This window comes from Microbacterium sp. KRD172 (genome assembly GCF_017168295.1).
GTDB classification, from domain to species: domain Bacteria; phylum Actinomycetota; class Actinomycetes; order Actinomycetales; family Microbacteriaceae; genus Microbacterium; species Microbacterium profundi.
In genome coordinates this window covers 1095937-1122194 of record NZ_JABFAS010000002.1, presented here as the reverse complement: position 1 = coordinate 1122194, position 26258 = coordinate 1095937, and the positions used below count along the sequence as shown (strand labels likewise).

General features: G+C 67.8%; 27 protein-coding genes. 12 read left to right on the top strand and 15 right to left on the bottom strand.

Features of this window, described 5'->3' with window-relative positions; all coding sequences use genetic code 11:
* Positions 1-17: 17 nt before the first annotated feature.
* Together msuE and J1M43_RS05730 are read right to left on the bottom strand one after the other, a co-directional pair.
* Positions 18-584, bottom strand: coding sequence for an FMN reductase (msuE, locus tag J1M43_RS05735; protein ID WP_033106964.1), 567 nt, complete (start codon positions 582-584; stop codon positions 18-20).
* Positions 585-672: 88 nt separating this feature from the next.
* Positions 673-1509, bottom strand: coding sequence for an aldo/keto reductase (locus tag J1M43_RS05730; protein WP_206476226.1), 837 nt, complete (start codon positions 1507-1509; stop codon positions 673-675).
* A gap of 67 nt (positions 1510-1576) precedes the next feature.
* On the opposite strand from J1M43_RS05730, the gene hrpA reads away from it, so the two are divergent.
* Together hrpA and J1M43_RS05720 are read left to right on the top strand one after the other, a co-directional pair.
* The gene (gene hrpA / locus J1M43_RS05725) at positions 1577-5692 is read left to right on the top strand and encodes an ATP-dependent RNA helicase HrpA (protein ID WP_206476224.1); all 4116 of its coding nucleotides are present in this window, start codon (positions 1577-1579) and stop codon (positions 5690-5692) included.
* Positions 5693-5728: 36 nt separating this feature from the next.
* Positions 5729-6673 carry an NADP-dependent oxidoreductase gene (locus tag J1M43_RS05720; protein ID WP_033106784.1) on the top strand — a complete coding sequence of 315 codons (945 nt, stop codon included), beginning with the start codon at positions 5729-5731 and terminating at the stop codon, positions 6671-6673.
* Here J1M43_RS05720 and J1M43_RS05715 read toward each other — a convergent pair.
* A complete protein-coding gene (locus J1M43_RS05715; protein ID WP_033106783.1) occupies positions 6657-7013 on the bottom strand; it encodes a helix-turn-helix domain-containing protein in 357 nt (118 codons plus the stop codon). The genes J1M43_RS05720 and J1M43_RS05715 overlap by 17 nt on opposite strands.
* A gap of 110 nt (positions 7014-7123) precedes the next feature.
* Here J1M43_RS05715 and J1M43_RS05710 point away from each other — a divergent pair, with 110 nt between their 5' ends.
* Together J1M43_RS05710 and J1M43_RS05705 are read left to right on the top strand one after the other, a co-directional pair.
* Positions 7124-7765 (top strand): NADPH-dependent F420 reductase, encoded by a 642-nt coding sequence (locus J1M43_RS05710; protein ID WP_206476222.1) that lies wholly within the window; start codon positions 7124-7126, stop codon positions 7763-7765.
* A gap of 31 nt (positions 7766-7796) precedes the next feature.
* Entirely contained in the window at positions 7797-8834 is a 1038-nt protein-coding gene (locus tag J1M43_RS05705; RefSeq protein ID WP_033106963.1) for an LLM class flavin-dependent oxidoreductase, read from the top strand.
* 13 nt (positions 8835-8847) lie between these two features.
* On the opposite strand, the gene J1M43_RS05700 is transcribed toward J1M43_RS05705, so the two are convergent.
* The 6 genes from J1M43_RS05700 to J1M43_RS05675 form a co-directional block, all read right to left on the bottom strand.
* Positions 8848-9966 (bottom strand): LLM class flavin-dependent oxidoreductase, encoded by a 1119-nt coding sequence (locus J1M43_RS05700; protein ID WP_033106781.1) that lies wholly within the window; start codon positions 9964-9966, stop codon positions 8848-8850.
* Between the two features lie 17 nt (positions 9967-9983).
* Complete coding sequence (locus tag J1M43_RS05695; protein WP_033106780.1) at positions 9984-10778, bottom strand: ABC transporter ATP-binding protein; 795 nt, start codon at positions 10776-10778, stop codon at positions 9984-9986.
* Positions 10775-11563: an ABC transporter ATP-binding protein gene (locus tag J1M43_RS05690; RefSeq protein WP_200881013.1), complete on the bottom strand. Its 789-nt coding sequence runs from the start codon at positions 11561-11563 to the stop codon at positions 10775-10777. Before J1M43_RS05690 ends, J1M43_RS05695 begins: the two co-directional genes overlap by 4 nt.
* 178 nt (positions 11564-11741) lie before the next feature.
* Complete coding sequence (locus J1M43_RS05685) at positions 11742-12605, bottom strand: ABC transporter permease (protein ID WP_206476220.1); 864 nt, start codon at positions 12603-12605, stop codon at positions 11742-11744.
* Positions 12602-13546 (bottom strand): ABC transporter permease, encoded by a 945-nt coding sequence (locus J1M43_RS05680; RefSeq protein ID WP_234001124.1) that lies wholly within the window; start codon positions 13544-13546, stop codon positions 12602-12604. The genes J1M43_RS05685 and J1M43_RS05680 overlap by 4 nt, the downstream gene beginning before the upstream one ends.
* On the bottom strand, positions 13546-15066 hold the full coding sequence (locus tag J1M43_RS05675; RefSeq protein WP_206476218.1) for an ABC transporter substrate-binding protein: 1521 nt from the start codon (positions 15064-15066) through the stop codon (positions 13546-13548). The genes J1M43_RS05680 and J1M43_RS05675 overlap by 1 nt, the downstream gene beginning before the upstream one ends.
* Positions 15067-15186: 120 nt before the next feature.
* Between J1M43_RS05675 and J1M43_RS05670 the strand changes: the two genes are divergently transcribed.
* From J1M43_RS05670 to J1M43_RS05645, 6 genes are read left to right on the top strand one after another with little or no spacing between them, the layout of a single operon-like run.
* Positions 15187-15894, top strand: coding sequence for an alpha/beta hydrolase (locus tag J1M43_RS05670; protein ID WP_206476216.1), 708 nt, complete (start codon positions 15187-15189; stop codon positions 15892-15894).
* On the top strand, positions 15891-17183 hold the full coding sequence (locus J1M43_RS05665) for an O-acetylhomoserine aminocarboxypropyltransferase/cysteine synthase family protein (RefSeq protein WP_206476214.1): 1293 nt from the start codon (positions 15891-15893) through the stop codon (positions 17181-17183). The genes J1M43_RS05670 and J1M43_RS05665 overlap by 4 nt, the downstream gene beginning before the upstream one ends.
* A 50-nt stretch (positions 17184-17233) precedes the next feature.
* Positions 17234-18292, top strand: a complete 1059-nt coding sequence (locus J1M43_RS05660; protein ID WP_241245194.1) for an LLM class flavin-dependent oxidoreductase — start codon at positions 17234-17236, stop codon at positions 18290-18292.
* A gap of 4 nt (positions 18293-18296) precedes the next feature.
* Entirely contained in the window at positions 18297-19298 is a 1002-nt protein-coding gene (locus tag J1M43_RS05655) for a Gfo/Idh/MocA family protein (RefSeq protein WP_206476212.1), read from the top strand.
* Positions 19291-20283: an NYN domain-containing protein gene (locus J1M43_RS05650; protein ID WP_033106773.1), complete on the top strand. Its 993-nt coding sequence runs from the start codon at positions 19291-19293 to the stop codon at positions 20281-20283. Before J1M43_RS05655 ends, J1M43_RS05650 begins: the two co-directional genes overlap by 8 nt.
* A gap of 14 nt (positions 20284-20297) precedes the next feature.
* The gene (locus J1M43_RS05645) at positions 20298-21251 is read left to right on the top strand and encodes an epimerase (protein ID WP_206476210.1); all 954 of its coding nucleotides are present in this window, start codon (positions 20298-20300) and stop codon (positions 21249-21251) included.
* Here J1M43_RS05645 and J1M43_RS05640 read toward each other — a convergent pair whose 3' ends face one another.
* On the bottom strand, positions 21252-22226 hold the full coding sequence (locus J1M43_RS05640; RefSeq protein WP_206476208.1) for an epimerase: 975 nt from the start codon (positions 22224-22226) through the stop codon (positions 21252-21254).
* Positions 22223-22606 (bottom strand): PLD nuclease N-terminal domain-containing protein, encoded by a 384-nt coding sequence (locus J1M43_RS05635; RefSeq protein WP_033106770.1) that lies wholly within the window; start codon positions 22604-22606, stop codon positions 22223-22225. The genes J1M43_RS05640 and J1M43_RS05635 overlap by 4 nt, the downstream gene beginning before the upstream one ends.
* Positions 22607-22641: 35 nt before the next feature.
* On the opposite strand from J1M43_RS05635, the gene J1M43_RS05630 reads away from it, so the two are divergent.
* Positions 22642-23244 (top strand): GNAT family N-acetyltransferase, encoded by a 603-nt coding sequence (locus J1M43_RS05630; RefSeq protein ID WP_206476206.1) that lies wholly within the window; start codon positions 22642-22644, stop codon positions 23242-23244.
* A gap of 6 nt (positions 23245-23250) precedes the next feature.
* Here J1M43_RS05630 and J1M43_RS05625 read toward each other — a convergent pair whose 3' ends face one another.
* From J1M43_RS05625 to J1M43_RS05610, 4 genes are all read right to left on the bottom strand, one after another.
* Entirely contained in the window at positions 23251-23460 is a 210-nt protein-coding gene (locus J1M43_RS05625) for a hypothetical protein (RefSeq protein WP_206476204.1), read from the bottom strand.
* Between the two features lie 76 nt (positions 23461-23536).
* Complete coding sequence (locus J1M43_RS05620) at positions 23537-24466, bottom strand: aldo/keto reductase family oxidoreductase (RefSeq protein WP_206476202.1); 930 nt, start codon at positions 24464-24466, stop codon at positions 23537-23539.
* A gap of 31 nt (positions 24467-24497) precedes the next feature.
* On the bottom strand, positions 24498-24938 hold the full coding sequence (locus J1M43_RS05615) for a hypothetical protein (protein WP_052167005.1): 441 nt from the start codon (positions 24936-24938) through the stop codon (positions 24498-24500).
* Positions 24914-25648, bottom strand: coding sequence for a helix-turn-helix domain-containing protein (locus J1M43_RS05610; RefSeq protein WP_206476201.1), 735 nt, complete (start codon positions 25646-25648; stop codon positions 24914-24916). The genes J1M43_RS05615 and J1M43_RS05610 overlap by 25 nt, the downstream gene beginning before the upstream one ends.
* Positions 25649-25738: 90 nt before the next feature.
* Here J1M43_RS05610 and J1M43_RS05605 point away from each other — a divergent pair, with 90 nt between their 5' ends.
* Positions 25739-26191, top strand: a complete 453-nt coding sequence (locus J1M43_RS05605) for a GNAT family N-acetyltransferase (protein ID WP_033106765.1) — start codon at positions 25739-25741, stop codon at positions 26189-26191.
* Positions 26192-26258: the final 67 nt, after the last annotated feature.

Below are 26258 nucleotides of genomic sequence, written 5' to 3'. Positions count from 1 at the left end.
ACGCTACGCCGAGCGGCTCAGACCAGCGCCTCCACCGACCGGGAGGCAGCGTATCCGACCAGCGGCAGCGCACGCTCCGCCGCGAGTGAGATGCGCGCCTGCAGGATCTCGGAGCCGACGACGTACCCGTCGAAGTCGGTGTCACTGGCGTAGACGCCGAGCGGCAGCGTGAGCGCCTGGAAGAACGCGAACAGTGGTCGCAGCTGATGCTCGATGATGAGCGCGTGGCGCTCTCCCCCGCCGGTCGCCGCGAGAAGCACCGGCTTGCCGACCAGCGCGTACTGGCCGACGAAGTCGAACAGATGCTTGAACAGTCCGGTGAACGAGGCACGGTAGACGGGGCTGCCGACGATAAGCAGGTCGGCCTGCTCGATCGCGACCAACTTCTCCTCGACGCTTGCGGGCAGGTGATCGCGCCGCAACGCCCCTGCGAGCGCCGGACCGATCGCGGTGAGCTCGATCAGCTGCACCTCGACCTCGGCGCGCTCGGCGACGGCTGCGGCGATGGCTCGCAGAAGCGCGGTCGTCTTGCTGGGCTCGTGGAGCGAGCCGGAGACGGCGACGATGCGATAAGGAGCGGTCATGCCATAGAACGTACCCATGACGACGCCCCGTGGCGCATGGAGCGACACGGGGCGTCATGTAAGCGTCAGGCGCTCGCTTGAAACCGGCTCAGTCGAATTCGTTCGGGTGCGTGCCCACGCGACCCGAGCCGTCGAGCGGGTCGAGACCGTCGATCGCAGCGATCTCGGCATCGGTCAGGGTGAAGTCGAACACGTCGAGGTTCTCGCGCAGGCGCTCGGTGCGCACCGACTTCGGGAACACGATGTTCCCCTTCTGCAGGTGCCAGCCCAGCACGACCTGCGCCGGCGTCTTGCCGTGCGCTGCCGCCGCGTCGGCGACCGCGGGTGTGCCGAAGAGGTCGTACTTTCCCTGTCCGAGCGGACCCCACGATTCGATGCGGATGCCGTGGTCGGCAGCCCACGCGACGGTCTCGCGCTGCTGGTACGCCGGGTGCAGTTCGATCTGGTCGACGGCCGGCGTGACGCCGGTCTCGTTCACGACGCGCTCGAGGTGCTCGGCGAGGAAGTTCGAGACGCCGATGCTGCGGGTGAGGCCTGCATCGCGCAGCTCGATGAGCTTCGCGAAGGCGTGGACGTAGTTGTCCTTGGCGGGCGTCGGCCAGTGCACGAGATACAGATCGACGTGCTCGAGGCCCAGCTTCTCGAGGCTCTCGGCGATCGCGGAGTTCGGCTCGTCGCCGTCGTGCCGGTCGTTCCACAGCTTCGTGGTGACGAACAGCTCGTCGCGGGCGATGCCGCTCTTCGCGATCGCGGCCCCCACCCCTTCCTCATTGCCGTAGACCGCCGCGGTGTCGATGTGGCGGTAGCCGATCTCGAGCGCTTCGCTGACGGTGCGCTCGGTGTCTGCCGGCGGCACCTTGAAGACGCCGTAGCCGAGCTGAGGGATGGTGTGTCCGTCGTTGAGAGTCACAGTGGGGATCGTCATGCGTCCAGCCTACGACCTGTGATGACAGGTCGCCTCGCGACGCGTCACCGTCATACGATGGAGGGCTATGTCTTCTGCCGATCTCGTCATCACCTATCCCCCGGAGCTGCCCGTCAGCGCCGCGAGGGATGAGATCGCCGATGCCATCCGCGACAATCAGGTCGTCGTCGTCGCCGGTGCGACCGGATCGGGCAAGACCACGCAGTTGCCGAAGATCGCTCTCGAACTCGGTCGCACGAACATCGCGCACACCCAGCCGCGCCGACTCGCCGCTCGCACCATCGCCGAGCGCATCGCCGAGGAACTGCACGTCGAACTCGGCGGAGCCGTCGGATACAAGGTGCGCTTCACCGACAAGGTGTCGGATGCGACGAAGGTCGCGCTGATGACCGACGGCATCCTGCTCAACGAGATCCACCGCGACCGGCTGCTGCGCCGCTACGACACGATCATCATCGACGAAGCGCACGAGCGTTCGCTCAACGTCGACTTCCTGCTCGGGTATCTCACCCGCATCCTCCCCGAGCGCCCGGATCTCAAGGTCATCATCACCTCGGCGACGATCGACCCGGAGAGCTTCGCGAAGCACTTCGCCGCATCGGATGGCACACCGGCCCCGGTAATCGAGGTCTCAGGCCGCACCTACCCCGTGGAGATCCGGTACCGCGCGCCTTCCGAGGATGAGACCGAGGACGAGGTATCGGCGATCGTCACGGCGCTGCGCGAACTCGACCGCGAGGCAGCGGGTGATGTGCTCGTGTTCCTCCCCGGCGAGGCCGAGATCAGGGATGCCGCGGATGCTGTGCGCGCCGCTTACACGTCGAGCAAAGCTCCCGTCGAGGTGCTTCCGCTGTACGGAAGGCTGTCCGCCGCCGAGCAGCATCGCGTGTTCGAGCCGAGCCGCGTCGCCGGAGTGCGGCGTCGCGTCGTCCTCGCCACGAACGTCGCGGAGACCAGCCTCACCGTCCCCGGCATCAAGTACGTCATCGACACCGGCACCGCACGCGTCTCCCGGTACAGCAACCGCTCGAAGGTGCAGCGGCTGCCGATCGAACCCATCTCGCAGGCGTCGGCCAACCAACGCGCGGGTCGAGCAGGCCGCACGAGCGACGGCATCGCGATCCGCCTCTACGGCGAGGACGACTTCGACACGCGGGCGGAGTTCACTGAGCCAGAGGTGCTGCGCACGTCGCTCGCCTCTGTCGTGCTGCAGATGCTCTCGCTCGGGTTCGGTGACATCGCCGCGTTCCCGTTCCTCACACCACCTGATTCGCGCGGCATCAAGGCGGCGTTCGACCTCCTCACCGAGTTGGGGGCGGTCGATCTGAGTCGCGACACCCCGCGCCTCACCCGCATCGGCCGCGACATCGCCCGGATGCCGATCGACCCGCGCTTCGCGCGCATGCTGCTCGAGGCGCAGAACCCTTCGACAGGCTCAGGGACCAGCGTCGTGGAAGACGTGCTCGCCATCGTCGCCGGTCTCACCATCCAGGATGTCCGCGAGCGCCCGTCACAGGAGGCACCGCAGGCCGTCCGCGACGCCGCCGACCGGATGCACGCGCGTTTCACCGATCCGACGAGCGACTTCCTGGCGACGCTGAACCTGTGGAACCACCTGCGCGAGCAGCAGCGCGAGCTCGGCTCGAGCGCGTTCCGGCGTCTGTGCCGCTCCGAGCACCTGAACTACGTGCGCGTGCGGGAGTGGTTCGACGTGCACCGCCAGCTGCGCTCGCTCGTGAAGGCTCCCAAGGATGCTCGTGGGGATCGGCTTCGACTCCCTTCGGTCGCTCAACCCGTTTCGTCTTCGCGGCCTTCGGCTGCTTCGCTCAACGACCCGCACGAGGTTTCTACGCGGGTCGTTGAGCGAGCCGAAGGCGAGACGAAACGGGTTGAGCGAGGAGCGCAGCGACGAGTCGAAGCGTCCCTTGCGCCACAGGACGGCCACGCCAACGGCGACGCCATCCACCGCGCCCTGCTCGCAGGGCTCCTATCCCAGATCGGCATCCTCGACGAGCGCAATACCAAGACGCCGCCCAAAGGCCAATCGAAGAGTCAGAAGGACCCGAAGCGCCGGATCGCCGAGTATCGGGGTGCGCGCGGCATCCGCTTCTCGATCTTCCCCGGGTCGGGCCTTCGCAAACAGAGCCCGCAGGCCGTCATCGCCGCCGAGATCGTCGAGACCTCTCGCACCTTCGCGCGCACCGTCGCCGCGATCGATCCCGCGTGGGCCGAGTCGCTCGCCGGCGACCTCGCCAAGAGGCAGGTCTCCGAACCGCACTGGTCGAAGGATGCCGGTGCCGCCGTCGCCTTCGAGAAGGTCACTCTGTTCGGCGTCGAGATCATCCAGCGGCGGCGCATCCAGTTCGCCCGCATCGACCGCGCTGCCTCCCGCGAGCTGTTCGTGCGGCACGCGCTGGTCGAGGGCGAATGGGATCCTACACAGCTAGACAAGCGGGTCAGCGCGTTCTGGCGCAGCAACGGCGAACTGCGCAAGCGCCTGGAGAAGCTCGAGGAACGGGAGCGCAGACGCGACATCCTCGCCGGCGACGAAGAGGTGTTCCGCTTCTACGACGAGCGGATCCCCGCCGCGGTCTTCGACGTGCGCTCGTTCGAGAAGTGGTGGCGTGAGACGCTGCAGCAGACGCCGAAGCTGCTCGTCATGCGCGAGAGCGACATGCTTGACGACCGGTCCCTGAGCCTGTCGAAGGGCCGCGCGGAACAGAACGACTTCCCCACCCGGTGGACGCAGGGCGACCAGGTGCTCGGACTCGCCTACCGCTTCGAGCCGGGCGCTCCGGATGACGGCGTCAGCGTCGTCGTACCCCTCGCGCTGCTGGCACAGGTCGAGAATCGAGGCTTCGACTGGCAGGTGCCCGGGCTGCGCGCAGACCTCGTCACCGCCCTGCTGCGCGCGCTGCCGAAAGCGATCCGCAGGCACGTCGTGCCTGCCGCCGACTGGGCAGACAAGTTCGGGGCGACTCTCGCCGAAGAGGGGCCGGAGAACCATGGCGGACGACCACCGCGATCGCTGAAGGAGGCACTGGCGCGGATGATCCAGCCGCTGGCGAATCAGCCGGTGTCTGCCGCCGACTTCGACGACGAGCGCGTGCCAGGGCACCTGCGCATGAACTTCCGGGCGGTCGACGAGCGCGGCCGGGTCGCCGGATCTGCTCGCGATCTCGGCGAATTGCAGACTTCGCTCTCGGATCGCGCTCGCTCCAGCGTCGCGCGCTCGATCGCCAGGCCCGAGAGAAGCAGAGGGCGACCGGATGCTCAGGCCGTGGCGGCAGCATCCGCCCTTCGACAGGCTCAGGGATCAGGGTTCGCGGAACAGGACGGCCTGACGAGCTGGACGTTCGGCGAACTCGCCGAGGTGCTCGACACCAAGGTCGCGGGCGGCGTCGTGCGCGGTTACCCGGCGATCGTCGATCAGGGCAAGACGGTCTCGGTGCGCGTCGAGGCGACGGCGGATGCCGCAACCGCAGCCACGCGCAACGGCGTGCTGCGCCTGATGCTGCTGAATGTGCCCTCCCCTGCGTCGTACGTGCAGGAGCACCTCACCTCGCAGGAGAAGCTGGCACTCGCCGCGTCACCGTACTCATCAGCCGCCACCCTGATCGAAGATGCCAGGGCCGCCGTTGTGCGCGCCGCACTGCCCGCCGAGCCGATCCGCACCGAAGCGCAGTTCACCGCCGCGCGGGACGCCGTGAACGCGACGCTCGTGGACCAGTTGTTCGCCGCCGTCTCACTCGTCGCACGCATTCTCACGAAGTCCCGTGAAGTCGAGCGCGGCATCAAGTCGGAGAACTCGCTCGCCCTGCTCGGTCCGCTGAACGACATCCGGTCGCAGTTGAGCGCGCTGCTGCATCCCGGGTTCATCTCGGCGACCGGTGCCGAGCGCCTCACGCACATCCCCCGGTATCTCGATGGCATGCTCGATCGACTGAAGACGCTGTCGAACGAACCGGGCAAGGATCGCACCCGGATGACCGAGTACGAGCGGGTCGCGAAGGCATTCGAGGATGCCGGGGGCACGATCCCTCTCCAGGCAGATGCCGCTCCTTCCCTGGTGGAGGCGCGCTGGCTGCTGGAGGAATATCGGATCAGCGTGTTCGCACAGCGCCTCGGCACCGCGCAACCCGTCTCGCCGCAGCGCATCCAGAAGCTGCTGAGCGCGCGCTGAGCGCAGTCCCCGCCGATGGAGAGGTAGCCTGGCGGCATGGCTCGCGCGATCGTCTACACAGAACTCGGCTCCCCTGACGTCCTCCAGCTCGTGGATATCCCCGACCCCGTTGCCGGCCCCGGCCAGGTCGTCGTGCGGGTCGAGGCCGCCGGCGTCAATCCGCTCGATGCGAAACGGCGCAGCGGCAAGCGCCCCATGCCGCCGATCACCGAGCCTCGCCGGGTCGGCTTCGATGGCGCCGGCGTCATCGACTCCGTCGGCGATGATGTGACGGAGTTCGCGGTCGGGGACCGCGTCGCATTCGGTGGCGCCGACGGCAGCTACGCGACGCTTCTCGTCGTGCAGGTCGAGAATCTCCATACATTGCCGGATGCCGTCACCGCTGCCGAAGGCGCGGCCCTCAGCATTCCGGTCGGAACCGCGTACCAGTGCCTGCGCTCACTGCAGGTCGGCGACGGCGACACCCTGCTGATCCATGCCGGATCCGGAGCGGTCGGACAGGCCGCGATCCAGTTCGCCGTCGCGTGGGGTGCGAGCGTCATCGCCACCGGCAGTCCAGAGCGTCACGAGCAGTTGCGCGAGCTCGGCGCGATCCCCGTCGCCTACGGCGATGGCCTGGTCGATCGTGTCCGCACTGCGGCGCCGAACGGCGTGACCGTGGTGCTGGACTGCATCGGCACCGACGAGGCGATCGAGGTGTCGAAGGAGCTGGTCGCCGACCACGACCGCATCGCGACCATCGTGCGCGGACCGGATGCCGAGAGCCTCGGCATCCGCGCCTTCAGCGGCGGCTCACCCATTCCTCTCACGAAGCAGGAGCTCGCCTGGCGCGAAGAGGGTGTGCGTGTCGCGATCGACCTCATCGCGAGCGGCGACTTCCAGGTGGAGCTCGGCGCTGAGCTGCCCCTGAGCGAAGCGGCCGAAGCCCATCGACTCATCGAAGCTCATCAGGCACGCGGCAAGATCACACTGGTGCCGTGATCTGCCGTTCCGCCGGCTCCTGCTCCCAGCGCTGCGACCACTGCACCAAGGGGTGAAGTATCCCGATCAGTTCACTCCCTGCCGGCGTCAGCCGGTAGAGGATCTGCACGGGAACGCTGGGAACGACCTCACGGGCCACCAGCCCGTGCGACTCGAGCTCGCGCAGACGGGCGGCCAGAAGGCGATCCGAGAGCCCCTCGACCGAACCGAGGATGGCCGAGAACCGCTCCGCACCCCGGGCCAACGCCAGAAGGATCGCAGCGTTCCACTTCTTACCGGCGAGTTCCGCTGACCGGCGGAACAGCCGGCACAGCTCGTCATCGATGTGCTGCGGGTCCATGTGCGTCTCCTGACTTACTTATAGTAAGCAGCTTATCACCGACTCGGATGAGAGGCACCGATCCCCGAGACTGGAGTGACAGGTCTTGAGCAGACAGATGAGGAGCCACGGTGACGACGATTGCAATCCTGGGTGTCGGCAGAGTCGGATCGGCGGTCGCACGGACAGCCCTGCGAGCGGGCTTCGACGTGCACGTCGCCGGCTCCGGCGCCGCCGATGACATATCCCTGCTGACCGAGATCGTCATCCCGGGTGCAGTACCGATGACGACCTCCGATGCCGTCCACGACGCAGACATCGTCATCGTTGCAGTGCCGTTGCGCAAACACCGCTCGATCGACCCTGCACCCTTGGCGGGGAAAGTGGTCGTCGACGCGATGAACTGGTGGGCACCCGTAGACGGCGAGAGCGACGAGTCCGATCACGACGCCGTGAAGACGAGCGAGGTGGTCGCGCGGCACTTCGCCGGCGCCCGGCTCGTGAAGTCACTCAATCACATCGGGTACCACGAGCTCGAAGAGCACGGGGCGGAAACCGGCGCGCCCGATCGCCGGGCTCTGGCCGTGGCCGGCGACGACGACGCCGCCGCGCGGGTGGTGATGGCCATGATCGATCGCCTCGGCTTCGACCCCGTCTACTCCGGTCCGCTGCACACCGGCCGCAACTTCGGTCCGGGCACCCGCATCTTCAACAGCATCCTGACTCGCGATGAGCTCGAGGCCGCTCTCACGTCCCGCGAACTCGCAGCCTGAACCCCCGACCATCATCACAGAGGAGATCACCATGCAACTCGGCGCCTACAGCTTCGGAGACACGCAGCGCAACGTCGACGGCACGCTTCGCTCGACGTCCGAGGCGATCGCGAACCTCTTCGAGGCGATCGTCATCGCCGACCGAGCGGGACTCGACTACTTCGCGGTCGGCGAGCATCACACCGCCGAGATGCCGGCGTCTTCTCCGGGCGCGATGATCGCCGCCGCCGCGGGCGCGACGTCGCAGATTCGCCTCGGCTCCGGCGTCAGTGTGATCAGCACCGACGATCCAGTCAGGGTCTTCCAGCAGTTCGCCACCGCCGATGCGATCTCCGGCGGCCGGGTGGAGATCACCGCTGGCCGCGGCTCGTCCGTCGAATCGTTCCCACTGTTCGGCTACGACCTGCGCGACTACGACCGCCTGTACGAGGAGAAACTCGATCTGCTGATGCGGATCAACGCCTCTGATCGGGTCACGTGGCAGGGCACCGTGCGTCCCGATATCGAAGACCTTGTCGTCGTGCCGAGGCCGACACACGGGTCTCTGCCGATCTGGCTCGGCACCGGCGGCAGCGCGCCGTCCTCGGCGCGCGCGGGTCGTCTCGGCCTGCCGATCAGTTACGGGATCATCGGCGGCGCGCCGCACCGCTTCGCCCCACTCGCCGAGCTCTACCGTGCGAGCGCCGCCAAAGCAGGGCACACCGGCACCGATATCAAGGTGTCCGTCGCCGCCCTCGGCCTGATCGCGCCGACCAAGACCGAAGCGCTCGAGCGGTTCTACCCGGGCTGGCGGAAGCTGAATGAGTCGATGGCCGTGGCACGCGGCTGGGCGACGCCGAGCGACGACGACTATTACGCTCAGGCCCACGCGCCGGGCGCCTACTACGTCGGCGACCCTGACGACGTCGCCGAGCGCATCGTCCACCTGCACGGATTCATGGGGCACATGCGCCACTTCCTGCAGATGGACCTCGGTGGACTCCCCCAGGAGCATCTGCTCGAGTCGATCACGCTGCTGGCCACCGAGGTGAAGCCGCGCGTGGAGCGGCTCCTGGCCAGAGCCGCGTGAGTCGTCGAACGCGTCAGGCGACCTGCCGTGCACGGTCTTCGTCGCGCAGGCGTGCACCCTCGCGGAGCGCCGGCACCAGTTCCTTGCCCCAGTCGCGCACGTCGCCCAGAGGGTCGAAGCCGCGGATCAGGAATCGCGTGACACCCAGGTCGTAGTACTTCAGCAGCGCTTCGGCGACCTGCTCTGGCGTCCCGACGGGCGCTGTCGAGTTGCCGGACGGGCCGGTGAGCCTCGTGATGCCGGTCCACAGCCGCTCGTCGTGCACGTCGCCGCGTTGCGCGATCTGCTGCAGACGATCCGCCGACACGGCATTGCGCTCCTGCCCACGCGACCGGGCGAATGACAGCGTGTTCCCGTTGTTCTGCGACGCGATCAACTCTTCGGTCTCGGTGTAGATCCGCTCAGCCTTCGCCCATGCCTCGTCCTCGGTGTCCGCGATGATCGGGCGCGTCGACAAACTGAACTCGATCGTCCGACCCTCTTTCGCTGCGGCGGCGCGGATCGTGCGGATGTGCTCTGCCACCTCGGCGAGCGGCTCGCCGAACAGCATGTACACGTCGGCGTTCTTCGCGCCGACCTCGACCGCGCCGCCGGAGAGTCCTCCGAAGAAGATCGGTATCCCGGCATCCGTCGCCGGCTTCGCCGCCGAGTACGCGCCCTCGAAACGATAGAACTCGCCGTCGTGGTCGAAGGGCTCGTCTTCGGTCAGGGTCTTGCGCAGCACGTCGATGAACTCCCCGGTGCGGCGGTACCGGTCCTGTTTCTCGCTGTAGTCCCCATCGCGGCGCTGATCCGCTTCGCTGCCACCGGTGATGTGGTGGATCGCCACCCGCCCACCACCCGTGAGATGGTCGAGCGTCGCGAGCTTGCGGGCGACGACGGTCGGCGGCACGAAGCCGGGGCGGTGCGCGATCAGCACCTTCAACCGCTCTGTGGAATGCAGCGCCGCCGATGCCACGGCGAAGCCGTCTGGCGAGCTCGCACTGTATCCGATGAGCACACGATCGAACCCGGCCTCCTCGTGGGCCCGCGAGAATTCGCGCACATAGGCAGGATCGACGACGGGTCCCGAGAGCGCCTTGGACTCCGACCCTGCGGTCGTGGCGATCATTCCGAGAATTTCGATGGGCATGTCAGCAGCTCCAGTGTTCAGGGACGGTTGGCGGATGGCGTGTGGATGAGAGGGACGGATTCGATGAGGCGCTTGGTGTACGGATGCTCCGGATGGGCGACCACGCGTCTGGTCGGGCCATCCTCGACGATGCGACCGCGGTTGAGCACCACGAGCCGATCGCTCATCGCCGCGAGCGAGCCGATGTCATGCGAGATCACGAGCATCGCCAGTTCGCTCCCGCGCTGGTCGCGTAGCGCGATGAGCGCCTGCACGACGCGGTCGCGGCTTGCGGCGTCGAGCGCACTGACCGGTTCGTCGAGCACGAGCAGACGAGGCTCCACCACGAGAGCCCTGGCGATCGCGGCGCGCTGGCGCTGGCCACCGGAGAGACCGGAAGGCAGCCGGGATATGAGCTCCTCGTCGAGCCCGACGGCGTCGAGTGCCGCGGCGCGGCGGCGCGCGGCATCCGCTGCGGGCACCCTGGCGATCCGCAACCCCTCCACGATGGAATCGGCGACGGTGACGGCCGGATCCAACGAACGCAGTGGATCCTGGAAGACGTACTGCGCCTCGCCCAAGCGACGCCAGGCTCGCAGCGCCGCACCGCGCAGGCGTGTGACATCTCGCCCTGCCACACTCACGCGCCCTGCGGCAGGCGCCACAGCTCGAAGGATCGTGCGCGCGAGCGTCGTCTTGCCGGAGCCGGATTCACCGACGACGCCGACGACCTCACCTGGCCGGACCGTCAGCGACACGTCTTCGAGCACGCGCACCCGGCCGTAATCGACCGAGACGCCGTGCAGTTCGAGCACCGGTTCATCGCCGCTCATCCGAGATACCTCTCCAGTCCGTATGCGGCATGCGCCGACAGCAGCTCGCGCGTGTAAGGGTGCCCCGGCGCGCGCAGCACGCGCGACGTCGCTCCTGCTTCGACGACCCGGCCGTCACGGAACACCTGAACCCGTTCGCAGACCTGCGAGACGACGGCGAGGTCGTGCGAGACCAGGATGAGCGCGAGGTCGCGTTCGACCCGCAGCCGCTTCAGCAGTTCGAGCAGTTCGGCCTGCACGGTGACATCCAACGCGGTCGTCGCCTCATCGGCGATGAGCACAGCAGGGTCCGCCGCGAGCGCCATCGCGATGAGTACGCGCTGCAGCATCCCTCCGCTGAGCTCGGCGACGCGCTGGCGCAGCACGAGGTCGACGCGGCGGATGCCGAGATCGTCGAGCAGTTCACGAGCGCGTTCGCGCGTCTGCCTCCTCGGAACCCCTGCGGTGATGCGCAGCGTCTCCTCGAGCTGGGCGCCGACCGGGATCGCCGGATGGAGGAACGACGCAGGGTCCTGGAACACGGCGGCCACGTGTGTGCCGCGCAGCCGTCGCCACTGCTTCTCCGACGCATGCGTGAGATCCTGACCGTCGATCGCGACCGTACCTCCGGTCACGGCGAGACCCGCCGGAAGGATGCCGAGAAGAGCGCGGCAGGTGAGCGTCTTGCCGCTGCCGGACTCGCCGACGATGCCGACAGCCTCCCCCGGTCTCACCGAGACCGACACGCCGTGCACGAGCTCAGTGCCATCGGATGCCGAGATCACCAGGTTGTCGGCCGAAGCCACCGCACGTCTGACCAGAGAGCTCTCGTCGAAGGACGGCGGGAGCAGGCGGGAATCCGACCCATGCGTGTTACGCCCGGCGGAGGTTGTTGCATGTGACGGAGGTTCTGCCGGAAATGCTCCGTCAGATGCAACAACGTCCGTCAGACGCAACGGCGCGACGGCGGCCCGGCGTCGATCTTCAGACATGGGCGACCTCCTTGCGTGCGGGGCGTGCGGTCACGGCATCCGCTCCGAGCACATCGCGGGCCGCGTCCGCGAGCAGGTTCAGCGCGCCGACTGTGATGATGATGGCGAGCGCAGGCGCCACCGGACCGAACGGCCGCTGGCCGAGATAGCCGAGATCGCTCGAGAGCATCCCGCCCCAGGTCGGCGCCGGCGGCTGCACGCCGATGCCGAGAAAGGTGAGCGAGGCGACTGCGAGCAGCGCTCCGCCCAGCGCGGAGACCGAAGCGACAATGAGATTCGGTGCGACCTGACGCCACACGTGCCGACGCAGCACCCACCACGCCGATGCGCCGAGGAACATGGCCGCCTCGACGTACTGCGAGTCGCGTACCCGCAGCGTCGCCGCACGCGCGATGCGGAAGAAGCTCGGTGCGATCAGGATGCCGATCGCCAGCGTCGCCTGGACGAGGCCGTTGCCGAGCAGCGCTGCGAACACGATCGCGAACAGGATGAACGGCAGCGACAGCAGGGCGTCCACGACGCGCAGCGAGAGCCATTCGCCGGCCCTGGGTGCGAAGGCGCTGAGAGCGCCGGGCACTGCTCCGACCACGAGTCCGATGAGAGCCGCTCCGAGAGCGCTCAGCAGCGAGGCCGGCGCCGCTGCGAGGAGCCTCGAGAGCACGTCGCGGCCGAGATAGTCAGTACCGAGCACGTGCGCGAGCGACGAATCCTGCAGGGCGTTCGCGGTGTCCTGCCCGAGTGGATCGTACGGCGCCAGCGAGGGGCCGGCGACCGCGATCACGGACACGGCGATGATGACGAGGATCGCGATGCGCACGGTCCATCCGGCTGCCCACAGGCGTGCAAGGGCGTTCATGCAGCGCTCCGATCGGTGCCGCCGGCGCGGGCGATGACGAGGTTGATGATCACGCCGATGACGATGACCATCGCGATCGTGATGAGCAGCACGCCCTGCACGACGGGGACGTCGCCCTGCAGCGCTGCGCGGTTGGCAAGCTGCCCGAGTCCTGGCATTCCGAAGATCACCTCGGTGATCACTGCTCCCCCGACGAGCCGGGGAGCGTGCACAGCCAGCACCGACAACGCGGGGGTCGACGCGATGGGCAGCGCGTGCCTGAGCACGATCCGGCCCGGGCCGAGACCGTGCACGCGGGCGCCGATGATGAAGTTCTCCTGCAGCGTGCCGACCAGCGATGTGCGCAGCTGCCTGGCGATGTCGGCGCCGGCATCCAGGCTCAATGCGAGAGCCGGCAGCACGAGGCACAGCAGCCAGCCGCCCAGATCCCGCTCCGGCGGCACGTATCCCGCGACGGGGAAGATCGGGATCGCGTAGGCGAACAGCAGGATGAGCGCGATCGCCGCGACGAATGCGGGGACGGTCGCCGACACGGTGGTCAGCAGGGTCACGGCGCGGTCGACGATACCGCCGCGGTTCGTGGCGGCGAGGAGGCCTCCCGCGAATCCGAACACCAGCGCGAGCAGGATCGCTCCACTGGCGATCGACAGGCTCACCGGGAACGCCTGCGCGATGCTGTCCGCCACGGGGATGGTCGTGAACCAGCTCGCCCCCAGGTCGCCGGTCACCGCGCCGGAGATCCAGTCGAGGTAGCGCACCAGGAACGGACGGTCGAGCCCGAAGACGTGATTGAGTCGATCGATGTCCTCCTGAGTGGCGACCTCACCCAGCGCGACCGCTGCCGGGTTGGATCCGCTCGCAGCCCCCAGCGCGAAGGTGGCGAAGGTTGCGAGCACGAAGACCGTGACCGCCGTCCCGAGCGTGGTGAGCACGGAGCCCATCAGCCCTCGACCTTCACGTCTTCCCAGCGCTGCACATCGAGCCAGTGCCGGATGCCGGTGATGTTGTCGGGATGGATGAGGATGCGCGGCCAGCTGAACAGGAAAGTGTTCGGCTGCAGCTTCACCCCGACCTCGACGGCGTCCTGGATGGTCTCGGCATACGCGGGGTCGTCAGTCGGTGTGGCGCGCGCCTTGTCGATCGCCGCCGTGAGCTCCGCCGGCGTCTGGCGACCGAGGTTCATCAGTCCTTCCGGCCCGTAGAGCACTTCGAGCGCCTGCAGCGGCGACTGGCGACCCGAATAGCTGTCGAGCACGAACGGGAAAGTGCGCTGCACGTAATTCTGCGAGATCGCGGCGCCGGCCTGCATGTTCAGCGTGACGCGGATGCCCGCTTCGGCCCACTGCGCCTGCAGCAGTTCGGCGAGCGCCGTGTCGTCCTCGCCGAGTGTGAGCGTGATGTCGATGCCGTCCGGGTAGCCTGCCTCGGCGAGCAGTTCCTGCGCGGTTTCGACATCGTAAGGATAAAGATCGTCCAGCTCCTCACTGTGCGCCACGTAGCCGTCCGGGAACGGCTGCCAGTTCGCGGTGCCGCTCCCGAAGTACGTCGAATCGATCAGCGCCTGACGATCGGTGGCATGGCTGATCGCCTGCAGCACCCTCTGATCGTCGAACGGTGCCACCGTGCCGTTGACATCCAGGGCCCTGACCGTGAGCGCCTTGATCTCCTCGATGTCGAGACCGGCGGATGCCGCGGCCTCCGCCTGTGAAGCCGGGATGATCGCGACATCCCACTGCCCCGTCTTCACGCCGGCGACCGCGGTCGCGTCGTCTGCGACCGGGACGACGGACAGATCGTCGATGAAGATGTGATCGGCGTTCCAGTACTCGTCATTCTTCTCGAGCGTCGCGCGCGCATTCGGCACGTACTCGGTCAACGCGAAGGGGCCGGCCCCCTCTGGCTGCGTCGCGAGAGTGGTGACGTCGTCGAAAGCCGCCGGGTTCACGATGAATCCGGTCTTGCCGGCGAACAGGTACGGCACCTGATAGTCGGCCTGGTCGAGATACACAGTCACGGTGCGTTCGTCGACGGCGTCGACTGCTGTGATGATCCGCAGCTGTCCGGCCAGGGTGGAGTTCTCCTGGTCTCGCCCGCGCTCGAGGTTGAGCTTCACGGCCTCTGCCGTGACCGCGGTGCCGTCGCTGAACGCGGCGTCCTCGCGCAGGTAGAACGTGATCGCTGTGCCATCGGCGTTGTACTCCCACGACTCGGCCAATCCCGGCACAGGCTCGCCTTCGGTGTCGAGCTGCGTGAGCCCGTCGTACACGAGCGCCAGTGCGTGCGTATCCCAGCCGGCGGTCGATGTCACCGGGTCCCAGCTGGTGGGCAGGCGCCACCCCCAGGTGAGCGAGCTGGTACCGCTGCTGTCGTCGGCCGGGGCCTGAGACGCGGCGCATCCGGTGAACGCGAGGGCTGCGACGCTGAGAGCGGCAAGTGACGCGAAGGGGTGTCGTGAAGTCATGGATGTGAAAGTAGAAGGCCACGCAACCGCGAACCAGCAGCACCGATGCGGGACGACACAGACTGCAACAGTTCGACACATGCGTGTCGCGCGCACCTGATCAGCGCTCACTATGGACGCATGACCACGAGTTCCCCCGCAGCCATCTGGACGCCCCCTGCCCGCGTGCGCGGCATCCTCGCCGTCGTCACGGGCCGCGGCGAGCGCGCACCCGTGTACGAGCGTTTCGGAAGGCGCATCAGCGCCGACGGCTACACCGTGGCCGTGTTCGAAGCGGACGCTGACGCCGCAGCGGCCTGGCTGGCCGGCATCGACGACGTGCCGACGGTCCTGGTCGGCTCCGACACCGGCGCGGCGGCCGTTCTGCGCGTGCTCTCCCAGGGAGAGACGCCCGACGGTGCGATCGTCGCCGGCACACCGGTCGAGGTCGACGGCGCCGATGAGCCGACCGACGAGCAGCGCACCGCGTGCCCCGTCCATCTCGGCGTGCTCGGCACGGCCGAATCGCGCACTGCCAGCGCGAGCGTCGAACGGGCGCCGGCCGCACCCGACCTCGCGGCGATCGCCGTGCCCATCCTCGCGTTCCACGGATCCGCGGACGCGGTCTCCCCCTTCGCCGAGGCCGGCGCGCTGCTGAGCGCGGTGCCCGACCTCGAACTGATCGAGACCGTCGACGGCCTGCACGACGCACTGAACGACCAGTCGCATCGCAGCGTCGCGGCATCCGTCGTGCTGTGGCTCGAGCGGCTGCGCGGCGGCGACGTGCACGCCCCTGTCGTGCGGCCCCTTCGGCAGGCTCAGGGAGCGGTGGGGGCAGCCGCCGCATGACCGCTTTCTCGACGCAGCAGGTGCAGGGCGGTTACACTACCGGAGTCCCGCAGAACAGCGCGGTTCCGCCGATCTATCAGACCGCCGCCTACGAGTTCGCCTCGCTCGCCGACGCCGCCGACCTGTTCGCGCTGCGCCGGGCCGGGAACCTGTACAGCCGCAACGCCAGCCCCACCCAGCAGGTGCTCGAAGAGCGCGTCGCCGCACTGGAGGGCGGATCATCAGCCGTCGCCGTCGCCTCCGGCCAGGCGGCTGTCGCGGTCACGCTGATGGCACTCGCCGGCCGCGGCGGTCACATCGTCTCGGCGAACCAGCTGTACGGCGGCACCGTCGACCTCTTCCAGGACACGTTCGACGACTTCGGCATCGCGGTGACGTTCGTCGACCAGGACGACGCGGAGGCGTGGCGGGCCGCGATCCGCCCGACCACCCGTGCACTTTTCGCGGAATCGATCGCGAATCCGATCGCCCAGGTGCTCGACTTCCGCCTCGTCGCCGACATCGCCCACGCGGCGGGCGTACCGCTCGTGATCGACAACACGGTGGGGACGCCGTACCTGATCCGCCCCGGCGAGCACGGCGCCGACTTCGTCGTGCACTCCGCGACCAAGTTCCTCTCCGGCCACGGCACATCGCTCGGTGGTGTCGTCGTGGATCAGGGCTCGTTCGACTTCGGCGCGCAGCCCGAGCGATGGCCGCAGTTCACGGCTCCGTATCCGCGGTTCGGCGAGCTCGTGCTCTGGGAGCGCTTCGGGATCGGCCAGGCCTTCGCCGCGCTGGTGAAGTCCAAGTACGTGCACGATCTCGGGCCGTCCCTCTCACCGTTCAACGCGTGGCAGATCCTGCAGGGCATCGAGACGCTCGATCTGAGGGTGGCGCGTCAGAGCGCGACGGCGTTGACGATCGCCGAGCATCTGTCGCAGCATCCGAAGGTGGCCGCCGTCCACCACCCCGGACTCGCCGGCAACCGCTGGCATGCGCTCGCCGAACGCTACCTGCCGCGGGGCGTACCCTCCGTGCTCTCGTTCGATCTCGCGGGTGTCGAGGATTCCGGCGCCCAGACCCGCGTCGCGCAAGTGGTCGATTCCCTCGAGGTCTTCCGCCTGGTGGCGAACATCGGCGATGCGCGCAGCCTCGTCTCGCACCCGGCATCCATGACGCATTCCCACCTGAACGCGCACCAGCGCGCCGCGGCAGGCATCTCGCTGAACACGATCCGGCTGAGTGCTGGGCTGGAGGATCCCGGCGACCTCATCGCAGACCTCGACAGCGCGCTCGCGCGCATCTGAGCATCGCCCTCACCCGCAGCGCCACGCGGCGCACCCAACCAGGAGACATCATGAGCATCAATCTCGGATACTGGACACCCGTATACGGCGGATTCCTGCGCAACGTCACCGACGAGGGTCGAATGGCGGCCACATGGGAGCACATCCGCGAGGTCTCGGTGAAGGCCGACAGACTCGGATTCCACACCACGCTCGTTCCCGAGCTGTATCTCAACGACCGAAAAGGCATCGAGGCGCCGAGCCTCGAGGCGTGGTCGCTGTCGGCCGCGATCCTCGCCGTCACGGATCGCCTTCGCGTGATGACAGCCGTGCGTCCCGGCTTCCACCTGCCCGCCGTGCTCGCGAAGACGGTCAGCACGCTGGACAGCATCGCCCCGGGGCGCGTGTCTCTGAACGTCGTGGCCGCGTGGTGGGCCGAGGAGGCCCGCCAGTTCGGCGGCAACTTCCCGGCGCACGACGAGCGCTACACCCAGGCGAAGGAGTTCGTCGAGGTGCTGAACGGGTTGTGGGAGCAGACGCCGTTCTCGTACGCGGGCGATCACTACGAGTTCGACGGCACGATCGTCGAGCCTAAGCCTCAGGCGCATCCCGTGGTCTTCGCCGGTGGTGAGAGCGACGCAGGGCGCGAAGCCATCGCCGACTTCGCGGACGCCTACGTCATGCATGGCGGCACGCTCGACGAGGTGCGCAGCAACGTCGCGGACATGAATGCCCGCTCCGAGCGGATCCACGGCCACCCGATCTCAGAATTCGGGATGCCGGCGTATGTTATCGTCCGCGACACCGAGGCTGAAGCGCAGCGCGAGCTCGATCGGATCACGACGGTGGATCCCGACTCTCCCGGCTACGCGTCCTTCGAGGAGTTCCAGCGCAATTCGAAGCTGTCGCTGGAACTGACCCGCCGAGAGTACTCCGTCGGCACGCGGGGGCTGCGTCCGAACCTCGTCGGCACGGCCGAGCAGGTCGCCGAGCGCATCAACGACTATGCGGAGGCCGGCATCACCCTGCTGCTGATCCAGGCATCACCGTTGGACGAGGAGCTCGACCGCATCGCCGAGCAGGTCTTCCCGCTCGTGCCGCAGGAGGCGCTCGCGACTGCTCTACGCTGAGAACATGACTGGTCTTCGCTGGGGAATCCTCGCAACCGGCGGCATCGCGTCCGCCTTCGCCTCCGATCTGCGCACCTCAGGGCGTGATCTCGTCGCCGTCGGCTCGCGCTCGCAATCCTCCGCCGACGAGTTCGCCGCGAAGTTCGACATCCCGCACGCCCACCCGTCGTACGAGGCGCTGGTCGCGGATCCCGACGTCGACATCATCTACGTCGCCACGCCGCATCCGATGCACCACGCCCACGCGAAGCTCGCTCTGGAGAACGGCAAGCACGTGCTCGTCGAGAAGGCGTTCACCGTCAACCGCGCCGAGGCGGAGGATCTGCAGCGCATCGCCGCCGAACGTGGCCTGCTCGCCATGGAGGCGATGTGGACGCGCTATCTGCCGCACATGGTGCGCATCCGCGAACTGCTCGCGGAAGGCGCCCTCGGCGAGATCCGCGCCGTCACGGCCGATCACACGCAGCTCATCAGCTCCGACCCCGCGCATCGCCTCAACGATCTGAAGCTCGGCGGCGGTGCCCTGCTCGATCTCGGCATATATCCGATCTCGTTCATCTGGGACGTGCTCGGCGCACCGACCAGCATCCAGGCCACCGCGCGGCTGGTCGAGACCGGCGCCGACTCCGAGGTCGCGACGATCATGACGCACGAGGGGGGCGCGGTCTCCACGAGCCTGTCATCGTCCAGGGCGGCCGGGCCGAATGCCGCGTCGATCATCGGCACCGAGGCGCGGATCGACATCGATCGGGTCTGGTACATGCCGACGACGTTCCGCGTGGTCGCGCCGGACGGCACGGTGCGCGAGACCTACACCTCCGAGGTCGAGGGGCGCGGCATGCAGTTCCAGGCACTCGCAGCCGAAGGTGCGGTGGCCGCCGGTGACGTCGCGGGCGGTCTGCTGCCCCTTCCCGTCGCGGAGAGCGTCGCCATCATGGGAACGCTGGACCAGATCCGCGCCCAGATCGGCGTGAGTTACCCCGGTGAGGAGCGCGACCATGGCTGACACCCAGGATCCCCGCGTCGCCGTCTATCTGGACTTCGACAACATCGTCATCTCCTGGTACGACCGCGTCCATGGCCGCAACGCCTACGGCAAGGATCGCCAGCGCATCGCCGAGAACCCGCACGACCCGGAGGTCGTCGAGCGGCTCAAAGCGGCGATGATCGAGGTCGGCGCGATCATCGACTACGCCGCGTCGTTCGGCACGCTGGTGCTCACCCGCGCCTACGCCGACTGGTCTTCTCCCGTCAACGCGGAGTACCGCTCGCAGCTCGTCGCACGCGCGGTCGACCTCGTGCAGTTGTTCCCCGCCGCTGCGTACGCCAAGAACGGCGCAGACATCCGCCTCGCCGTGGATGCCGTGGAAGACATGTTCCGCCTCTCCGACCTCACCCACGTGGTGCTCGTCGCCGGCGACAGCGACTACGTGCCGCTCGCGCAGCGCTGCAAGCGCCTCGGTCGCTACGTGATCGGCGTCGGCGTGGCCGGCTCCACCGCGAAGTCGCTGGCCGCGGCATGCGACGAGTTCGAGTCGTACGACTCGCTGCCCGGCGTGGTGCGTCCGGCGGTCAAGAAGGTCGCGGCCAAGCCGGAACCGGTCGCCGCGGCTCCGAAGACGGAAACCGAAGCGGATGCCGATGCAGAAGCACCGGCGAAGGCCAAGGCCCCGCGGACGCGTGCCAAGAAGGCGACCAAGCCCACCGAGGCGGAGACCGCGCCGCCTGAGATCGAGACCACGGCGCTCACCGAGCAGGACGAGGCGACGCTGCTGCTCGAGCGTGCACTGCGCCTCGGCCACGACAAGGCGGACGCCGACGAATGGCTGCACAGCTCGGCGGTGAAGACACACATGCGCCGCATGGATCCGTCGTTCAGCGAGAAGGCGCTCGGTTACCGGTCGTTCTCCGACTTCCTCAAGTCCCGTGACGAGATCACGGAACTCGAGGAGACAGGGCACGAGCGGCTGGTGCGTCTGCGCGAGCGCTGAGCGGGCGGCATCGCGTGAGTTCCGGGCGGGTGGTGATCGGCGGGTCGTCCGGCTTCATGGGACAGCACCTGCAGCAGAAGTATCGCGCTGAGGGGCGAGAATTCGTCACGGTATCGCGCTCCGGCGCCGACCTGCGCTGGGATGATCAGGCCGGAATCGATCAGTCCGTCGACGGTGCGGCGCTCGTGATCGGACTCGCCGGGAAGAGCGTGAACTGCCGCTACACCCCGGAGAACCGGGCGGAGATCTTCCGCTCGCGTCTCGACACCACGGCAACGCTCAGCTCTGCGATCAGAGCTGCGGCCGACCCGCCACCGGTATGGGTGAACTCCTCGACCGCGACGATCTACCGTCACGCTGAGGACCGCCCCATGACCGAGGACGGTGGAGAGACGGGCACCGGGTTCTCGGTGGAGGTCGCAAAGGCGTGGGAGGACGCACTCTTCGCCGAGGAGCTTCGTGGCACTCGACGAGTGGCACTGCGCAGCACCATCGTGCTCGGCGAAGGCGGCGTGCTCGGGCCACTGAGGGATCTCGCCAGAATCGGTCTGGGCGGCGCCCAGCACGACGGGTGGTGGCCGGCGTCGAAAGCTCGACGAGCCGCCGGGACCGCGCATCTGCCCGGTGCGAAGCACGGCCGACAGAGGTTCAGCTGGGTGCATCTCGACGACATCGGCCGGATCATCGACTTCATCGAGGATCATCCCGAGTTGGAAGGGCCGGTCAATGCGGCGGCCCCGCATCCTGTGGACAACACCACATTCATGGCGACGGTTCGAAGGGTTCTCGGCGTGCGGATCGGCCCGCCGATGCCCCGGTGGATGCTGGAACTGGGCGCCATCGGCATTCGCACCGAGACCGAGCTGATCCTGAAGAGCCGGTGGGTGCTTCCCGAGAAGCTCACGGACGCCGGGTTCGAGTTCACCTATCCGACGCTCGAACCGGCAGTGCGGGCGTCCTTCGGCTGATCAGCTCCCGCGGATGTCGCGGAGCGCTTCCCCGAGTTCTGGATGAGCGAACTCGTATCCAGCGTCTGAGAGCACACCCGGCGCGACCCAGCGACTCTTCAGGATGAGCTCGGGCTCTGTACGCAGCATCCACATCGCCGGCTCGAGCATGAATCGCCACGCCGGCAGACCGAACGGCATGCCGACGGTGCGCCGCAGCGCGGCCATGAGTTCGCGGTTCTCCACCGCACCGGGCGCCGCCATGTTGACCGGTCCGTCGATCTCAGGATGGTCGAGGAGAAACCGGATCGCGCCGACGAAGTCGTCGATGTGGATCCAACTGAACCGCTGACGTCCACGAGAGCGGATGCCGGACTGCCGATGCTCGGTCGGATGCGGGCCGATTCCGCGGTATCGGCGATGCGGGAACCACCATCCATCGTGCTGCGGGCCGCCGATCCCGAACCGTGCGAGACGGAAGAGCACGTCGCCGACCGGTCCCTCGCCGAGCACGATCGTGGTGCGCAGCGCGATGCGGCGTGTCCCTGGCAGGTCGCCGCGGAAGAGCTCGGCCTCCCAGTTGCGTCCGACATCGGGCGAGAATCCGGTGTCGAAGTCGGTGTCCTTCTCGGTCTGCGGACGATCGAGGGCGTAGCGGTACAGGGTCGCCGTGCTCGCGTTCATCCACACGAGCGGCGGATGCTCGGCACGGCCGATCGCCTCGTTCAGTGCGCGGGTGGTGTCCACCCGCGAGCGCAGGATCTCGTCACGGTTCGCGTCGGTGTAGCGGGCGTTCACCGACTTTCCGGCGAGCCCGATCACGAGCTCCGCACCGTCGACGAGACGCAGGATGCCGTCGGGGTCATCCCACCGCGCATCGGGGCCGTTGCGACCGATCACCCGCACGTCGTATCCGTCGTCGGTGAGAGCGCGAGCGAGTGCGCTGCCGAGCGCACCGCTTCCCCCGCCGAGGACGGCGCGCCGTACGCCGGTCACGCCGTGTCCGGTTCGCCGTGCTCGCGCTTGCGCGCCTCGATCTGCTGACGCAGTTCCCACTCCGCGATCTCTCGGTCGAGGTCGGCGATCTGCTGTTCCGTCGTGCGGGCCTCTGTCGGCGGCGTCCAGGTCTGCGTTGCAGGTGGCGTCTGCGTCATCGGTGCGGCAGTGCGTCGCGGCATCCGCGGCATCGATATGCCGCCGCCGGCATATTCGCGGCCGAGACCGAACCAGAGCGCGCTGCCGATCAGCGGCAGCAGGATGACGATGATGACCCAGACCATCTTCGGCAGGTGCTTCACCTGCGAATCGTCGCGCGTGATGACGTCGATCAGCGCGAAGATCATCAGTGCGATGACGAGGATCGAGATGAACGGCATGCTTTCACCCTAGCCGCCGCTCGTAGAATGTCGCCATGGATTTTCGCACCGTTCCCGGACCTGTGACGCTGACCGGACGGCTGGTGCAACTGCGCTCACTGGACCGCTCGCACCGCGACGGTCTCATCGAAGCCGTACAGGAGAACGACCTGTGGCAGACGGCGTGGTACACGTCTGTCCCCGCCCCTGACGGCGTCGCGGCCGAGATCGATCGCAGGCTCGCACTCGCCGAGAAGGGCGAGATGGTGCCGTTCACCGCCTTCGACGCATCCGGTCGTGTGATCGGGATGACGACGTACTACGACCTGGTCGCCGACGTGCCCAGGCTGCACATCGGCTACACCTGGAACCGCCCGACCGCGCACGGCACCGGCACGAACGCCGAGTCGAAGCTGCTGCTGCTCACGCACGCGTTCGAGACGCTGGGCGTGTTCCGCGTGGGGTTGACCACCCAGTGGGTGAACTTCCAATCCCGCGCGGCGATCGAACGCCTCGGAGCCAAGCAGGATGGCGTGATGCGGGCGATCTCGCGCTACCGCAACGGCGCGTTGCGCGACTCCGTGGAGTTCTCCATCATCGAGCCGGAGTGGCCGGCGGTGAAGGCGAACATCGAGGCGCGACTCGCGAAACACGCCTGAGCGAACTCAGCTCGTCGAAGGGCCGCCATCCCAGTTGTCCGAGCGGCGGGTGGCTCCGCTGCGGCCTGCGCGCATGATCCACGCCATCGACAGGCAGAATGCTGCGAGGCCGGCACCGAAGACGAGTGCCTGGAAATCAGGAAGGCCGTGCGAGATGCCCATCAGCACGATGCCGCCGATGAAGAGCACCAAGTAGACGATGAAGCTGATGATCACGGTTGCCTCCTGTTGTGAATGCCGTGTCCAGCCTACCGCGCCGGGGCGACGGCGCCGGATGCTGTCGCGATGAACCCTACGGAACGATGTGTCCTGCGGCCCGGAACAGTTCGTACCATTCGGGGCGGGTGAGAGCGACGTCGGATCCGGCGGCTGCCGCCGCGAGACGCTCCGGCGTGGTGGTGCCCATCACGACCTGCATGTTCGCGGGATGCCTCGTGATCCAGGCGACCGCGATTCCGGTGGGCGTGACGCCGTGCAGATCGGCGAGCCGATCGAGAACGTCGTTCAGCTCGGCGTAGTCCGGATTGCCGACGAACGTGCCGGCACCCGCCGCGGCCTGCATCGGCGACCATGCCTGGACGGTGATCGCGTTGATGCGGCAGTACTCCAGCACTCCTCCGCCGTCACGGGTGAGGGCCTGGTCGGCCCCGCTCATGTTCGCCGCGATGCCCTGCGCGATGATCGGCGCCTGGGTCAGCGAGAGCTGGAGCTGATTGGCGACCAGCGGCTGCGTCACAGCAGTGCGCAGCAGGTCGATCTGGCGGGGCGTGTGGTTGGAGACGCCGAAGGCGCGCACCTTTCCCGACGCCTCGAGTTCGTCGAACGCACGAGCCACTTCCTCCGGCTCGACGAGGGCGTCGGGGCGGTGCAGCAGGAGCACGTCGATCCGGTCCGTTTCCAGCGCGCGTAGCGATCCGTCGACCTGGCGCAGGATGTGCTCGTAGGAGAAGTCGAACGTGCCGTCCTGCGGGACGATCCCGCACTTCGTCTGGATGGTGATCTCATCACGCTCCGCCGGAGACAGACTCAGCGCTTCGGCGAAGCGCTCCTCGCAGGCGTGCATCCGCCCGCCGTAGATGTCGGCATGATCGAAGAAATCTATCCCCGATTCGCGGGCCGATCTGTAGAGCTCGCGGATCTGCGCATCCTCCTTGTCCTTGATGCGCATCATCCCTGCGATGACGGCAGGCGCGGACGAGCTTCCGAACGGCACGGTCTTCATGAGCACACCGTATCGCGCCGGTCTTCGGATGTCAGCGGCGCCCGGACGGCCCGCTGGTGCTCCACAGCGCCCAGAGCACGAGGAGCGGCTGGAGGAACAGTCGGAAGAGACGCCGGCCATCGGTGTCGAGCATCGGCGCCGACCGTCCGGTGCGCCACTGATGCACGTTGCCCGGGAACACGGCGACGAAGAACGCCGCCACCGCCCAGCCGACGCGCGTGCGCTCCTTGGGAAGCGCGACAAGTGCTCCCGCAAGTGCGAGTTCCACGACTCCTGACGCGACCACGATCGCGTCTTTGTCGAGGCGCAGCAGTCGGGTCGCCCAATCGGGCACGGTGATGCGGAAGCCGCGCCTGCCCCAGGTGAGGTGCCCGACGCCGGTCGTCGTGAGGACTGCGGCGAGGATCCAACGTGCGACGCTGCGCGCGTTGATCAGTCGATTGCTGCTCACGCGGAGTCCTCGTCTGCCCATTTCAAGGAGCCTACGCGCTGCGCGCCCGTGCCGGCGCGATCCCGGGTTCTAGTTCGAGGTGCAACGTGGTGTGGCTTGGCTTGAGCATAGTTCGTTGAAGATCTCGGCGGGGGTTGCCCAGCCGAGGACTCGGCGGGGTCGGTTGTTGATCTCGGTGACGATCTCGTCCACTTGATCCGCTCGGAATGCACCCGCCGGCCCTGTCGGCGGCGGCGCTTGCGCTGCCCGCGAGGCAGGTACTGCCAGAGCTGTCGGTGCTTCTGCTCGGGGGCGTAGATCCATGCGTAGAGCGTCTCGACTCCGACGCGCATCCGTGCATCGTCGGGGAACTCGAGCGGCAGCCGCCCGGAGATCTCCGCCGGGGTCCACCCGCGCCGAAGTGCGGAGATCACCCAATCCACGAGCTGGTCGTGGAGCATCCGGTACGGCTGGTGCGAACGCGCCGTGCGGGTATCGGCGTGCAGCTGCGCCTGCCCGCCCAGATATAGCCGCTCGTGCGGGCCGCGGGTATCGAGTCGGTTGCGCAGGTACGGGCGCAGGTTCGCGTGATCATGTTCGGGCTGCCACGATCCGCGGCGGCGTTCCCGGCTGATGGTGGAGCGGTGCACGCCGATCTGGCGGGCGATCTCCGCCAGGCTGGTGCCCTTCTCGAGCAGCCGCTCGATCTCGATCCGGTCTTCAAGAGTCAGATGACGGTAATGTGCGGTCAAGGAAGCGCAACCCTTCAGGTCGTGAGTGTGAATAACCACAACCTACGAGGTGTTGCGCTTCCGTTCAGAACTCGGGGATACGGTCGGCAGGTGCCTGAATTCCGCCGCGCCGCCGTGTCCGAGATCGATCCCGTCACCTTGTATCGCATCCTCTGGCTGCGCGTGAGCGTCTTCGTCGTCGAACAGAAAGCCGCCTATCCCGAAGTGGACGGGCGCGACATCGAGACCGGCGCTGAGCTTCTCTGGTGCGAGGAAGGCGGCGCGATCGTGGCGACCCTGCGGATCCTTCGGGATGACACGGCAATCCGGATCGGGCGCGTGGCCACCGCTGAATCGGCCCGCGGACGCGGATACGCCGCCGAACTCATGCGTGCAGCGATCGAGCGATGCCGAGACCTGGAGCCCGGCCTTCATATCCATCTCGACGCGCAGACACACCTCGAGCACTGGTACGAGCGGTTCGGGTTCGTCCGCTCCGGCAGCCCGTACGAAGAGGACGACATCCCGCACATCCCGATGACGCTCGCAGTTCGACCTCAGTGATGCCACGAAAGAGGCCCGAACCCGCGAGATTTCGCGGATCCGGGCCTCTGACCAGCTGTTTCGCCGG

Coding starts and splice junctions, on each gene's coding strand:
- J1M43_RS05615 (WP_052167005.1), bottom strand. CDS start 24,938: ATGGGCAGACGAGGACTCCGCGTGAGCAGCAATCGACTGATCAACGCG.
- J1M43_RS05670 (WP_206476216.1), top strand. CDS start 15,187: ATGACCACGAGTTCCCCCGCAGCCATCTGGACGCCCCCTGCCCGCGTG.
- J1M43_RS05675 (WP_206476218.1), bottom strand. CDS start 15,066: ATGACTTCACGACACCCCTTCGCGTCACTTGCCGCTCTCAGCGTCGCA.
- J1M43_RS05630 (WP_206476206.1), top strand. CDS start 22,642: ATGGATTTTCGCACCGTTCCCGGACCTGTGACGCTGACCGGACGGCTG.
- J1M43_RS05715 (WP_033106783.1), bottom strand. CDS start 7,013: ATGGACCCGCAGCACATCGATGACGAGCTGTGCCGGCTGTTCCGCCGG.
- J1M43_RS05655 (WP_206476212.1), top strand. CDS start 18,297: ATGACTGGTCTTCGCTGGGGAATCCTCGCAACCGGCGGCATCGCGTCC.
- J1M43_RS05650 (WP_033106773.1), top strand. CDS start 19,291: ATGGCTGACACCCAGGATCCCCGCGTCGCCGTCTATCTGGACTTCGAC.
- J1M43_RS05635 (WP_033106770.1), bottom strand. CDS start 22,606: ATGCCGTTCATCTCGATCCTCGTCATCGCACTGATGATCTTCGCGCTG.
- J1M43_RS05720 (WP_033106784.1), top strand. CDS start 5,729: ATGGCTCGCGCGATCGTCTACACAGAACTCGGCTCCCCTGACGTCCTC.
- J1M43_RS05705 (WP_033106963.1), top strand. CDS start 7,797: ATGCAACTCGGCGCCTACAGCTTCGGAGACACGCAGCGCAACGTCGAC.
- J1M43_RS05730 (WP_206476226.1), bottom strand. CDS start 1,509: ATGACGATCCCCACTGTGACTCTCAACGACGGACACACCATCCCTCAG.
- J1M43_RS05620 (WP_206476202.1), bottom strand. CDS start 24,466: ATGAAGACCGTGCCGTTCGGAAGCTCGTCCGCGCCTGCCGTCATCGCA.
- hrpA (WP_206476224.1), top strand. CDS start 1,577: ATGTCTTCTGCCGATCTCGTCATCACCTATCCCCCGGAGCTGCCCGTC.
- J1M43_RS05695 (WP_033106780.1), bottom strand. CDS start 10,778: ATGAGCGGCGATGAACCGGTGCTCGAACTGCACGGCGTCTCGGTCGAT.
- J1M43_RS05700 (WP_033106781.1), bottom strand. CDS start 9,966: ATGCCCATCGAAATTCTCGGAATGATCGCCACGACCGCAGGGTCGGAG.
- J1M43_RS05660 (WP_241245194.1), top strand. CDS start 17,234: ATGAGCATCAATCTCGGATACTGGACACCCGTATACGGCGGATTCCTG.
- J1M43_RS05665 (WP_206476214.1), top strand. CDS start 15,891: ATGACCGCTTTCTCGACGCAGCAGGTGCAGGGCGGTTACACTACCGGA.
- msuE (WP_033106964.1), bottom strand. CDS start 584: ATGACCGCTCCTTATCGCATCGTCGCCGTCTCCGGCTCGCTCCACGAG.
- J1M43_RS05680 (WP_234001124.1), bottom strand. CDS start 13,546: ATGGGCTCCGTGCTCACCACGCTCGGGACGGCGGTCACGGTCTTCGTG.
- J1M43_RS05685 (WP_206476220.1), bottom strand. CDS start 12,605: ATGAACGCCCTTGCACGCCTGTGGGCAGCCGGATGGACCGTGCGCATC.